3 protein-coding genes are annotated in these 2,524 nt (G+C 42.8%); all 3 read left to right on the top strand.

All coding sequences use genetic code 11. From position 1 onward, the window contains the following. A partial coding sequence (locus K5677_RS07440; protein ID WP_296726378.1) for a glycerate kinase occupies window positions 1-538 on the top strand: 538 nt, incomplete at its 5' end. A 63-nt stretch (window positions 539-601) separates the two neighbouring features. After that, window positions 602-1,330, top strand: a complete 729-nt coding sequence (locus K5677_RS07435) for a histidine phosphatase family protein (RefSeq protein ID WP_296726376.1) — start codon at window positions 602-604, stop codon at window positions 1,328-1,330. Between the two features lie 121 nt (window positions 1,331-1,451). Continuing rightward, the gene (locus tag K5677_RS07430) at window positions 1,452-2,021 is read left to right on the top strand and encodes a carbonic anhydrase (RefSeq protein WP_296726373.1); all 570 of its coding nucleotides are present in this window, start codon (window positions 1,452-1,454) and stop codon (window positions 2,019-2,021) included. The last annotated feature ends 503 nt before the right edge of the window (window positions 2,022-2,524 follow it).

The following is a 2,524-nucleotide window of genomic DNA, read 5'->3' as shown; positions in this document are numbered from 1 at the left end:
TGGGTGCAGCACAGTATTTGCTCCGCAAAAGGGCGCAAAAGCTAAGCTTATACCCGTAATGGACGGATATCTCCGAAATTTCGCTGAGCTGACAAAAAAATATAACGCCACCGCTTCACCTGATACTCCCGGTGCAGGGGCAGCAGGCGGTCTTGGATTTGCCTTGATGTATTATCTTAACGCAGAATTTGAATCAGGTATAGACTTGATAATGCGCGAAACTCAGCTTGAAGATTCTGTAAAAGATGCAGATATTGTTATCACTGGCGAGGGCTGTCTCGACAGTCAGACCGCTATGGGAAAAGCTCCCGTTGGAATCGCAAAGATAGCAAAGAAATACGGAAAACCTGTAATCGCATTCAGCGGAGCAGTCAAAAGCGGAGCGGAGTCATGCAACCAAAACGGCATAGACGCATATTTTCCTATAATCAGGCAAGTATTTACACTTGAGGAGGCTATGGATAAGACTACTGCCTATCGTAATCTTTCCGATACTGTCGAACAGGTATTCAGAACGATAAAGCTATTCAAACAATAAGATCATATGCGGACATCACAAAGCTGCGCTGAATGCCTGTTAAAAAATGAAAGGGAGAACACTATGAAATTGCTGATTATCAGACACGGTGATCCTGACTATACTATCGATTCGCTTACAGAAAAAGGTCATAGGGAGGCTGAAATGCTTGCCGAGCGTATAGCCCCTATGGATATCGCAGCTTATTATATATCTCCGCTTGGGAGGGCTAAGGCTACTGCGGAATATACTCTGAGAAAATGCGGACGTTCAGCAGAGACACTGGACTGGCTCCATGAGTTTGACCGCAACCTTATTATCGGAGCTGACGGTCAGCGCCGCATTGCCTGGGATATGCTTCCTCAGAACTGGACAACTGTTCCCGAGTATTACGACAAGGAAAAATGGACAGACGTTCCTGTTATGGCGGAAGCAGATATGCGAAACGGTATCACCTATGTGCAAAACGGTCTTGATTCATTACTTGCTAAACACGGATACAAAAGGAATGGCAATTACTACAACGCCGTTTGTCCGAATGAAGACACTATTGCACTGTTCTGCCATTTCGGAGTCGAGTGCGTAATGCTCGGTCATCTTCTCGGTATCTCACCTATGTTGCTATGGCACGGCTTTATTGCTGCTCCTACCTCAGTAACAACGGTATGCACTGAAGAACGCCGTGAGGGTATAGCGTATTTCCGTGTCACCGCTTTCGGTGATATTTCTCACCTGAATAATCATGGCGAACCACCAGCCTTTGCAGGACGCTTCTGCGAAACATTCAGCAATACTGAACAAAGACATGATTGACCAAAGTGATGGCTTTTTTATGTACAGCCCATCGCTTCAAAGTGCAATAATTAAACTTTGAACTGACTTCCATATGCATAAATATACTAAGCAAGCTTAAGAAAGAAATATAGGTGATACAATGAAAGAATACAGAATATCAGCAGAAGAGGCAAAACAACGTCTCATTATCGGCAATCAGAAATACATAGAGTCCAACGAACTAACAAGCAACGTATCGCCGGATACGCTCCTGAAGTTCAGTCAGAGCGGTCAGCAGCCATACGCAATAATCATTACCTGCTCGGATTCAAGAGTAGTTCCTGAGCTTATATTCTCGGCAGGCATAGGTGACCTTTTCGTTATCAGAGTTGCTGGCAATGTTATCGACTCCCACCAGCTCGGTAGCATAGAATACGCGGCAGAACACCTTGGGACCGGACTTATCGTCGTGCTCGGTCACGACCACTGCGGAGCAGTCGACGCTGCGATGAACCACGAGCCTGACGGATATATCAGGCACATCACCGACGAAATAGTGAAAGCTATCGGTGATGAAAAGGACGAGGTTAAAGCCTGCTGTCTAAACGTAAAACACAGCTGCGATATTATCGAGCACAGCCTACAGATACAGAAGGACGAAGAGAAATACGGACTGAAAGTGCTCGGAGCGATATATCACCTTGAAAGCGGAGAAGTAGAGTTCCTCTAATAAGGAGGGCAAAGTAGGTGATTCTCGATAGTTATTCAGCGTAGTTAACCGAGGTTAACCAAGAATTCTATAATACTAAAAAGCACCTGCTGATACAGGGCGGTAAATAGAGAAATAATAACACAATTGATGTATAATTGATGTACAAATTGCATTTTAGCACATAATCAAAAAATATAACTGCTCGCAAGATAGTATAGAATTCATCCTGTGAGCAGTTCTTTGTTATCAATATAATCCTAAATTCAGGCAAAAATAAAAGGCACTATATTTTGCAATATAGTGCCAAAATTCTGTAAATTTATGACTAAAGAGATGACATACGACAAATGGCTATTTTTCGGACTTTGTCAAAACAATCATATCATAAAAATGTATGTAACGGATTTTCAATTTGTAAATCCTGCTCCATGTGTGAATTACACATGGAGCTTTTTTATTTTATCACTGTTTTTACTGAGCTGTTCAAAGGTAATTCCATATTTATATGCAATCTCGTGAGC

It is taken from the genome of Ruminococcus sp. (assembly GCF_024684275.1).
The sequence above is the reverse complement of the archived record's forward strand: the minus strand, read 5'-3'. Positions and strand labels throughout refer to the sequence as shown.

Bases quoted from the DNA above. Each gene is read 5' to 3' on its own strand.
- K5677_RS07435 (WP_296726376.1), top strand. From the start codon at position 602: ATGAAATTGCTGATTATCAGACACGGTGATCCTGACTATACTATCGAT.
- K5677_RS07430 (WP_296726373.1), top strand. From the start codon at position 1,452: ATGAAAGAATACAGAATATCAGCAGAAGAGGCAAAACAACGTCTCATT.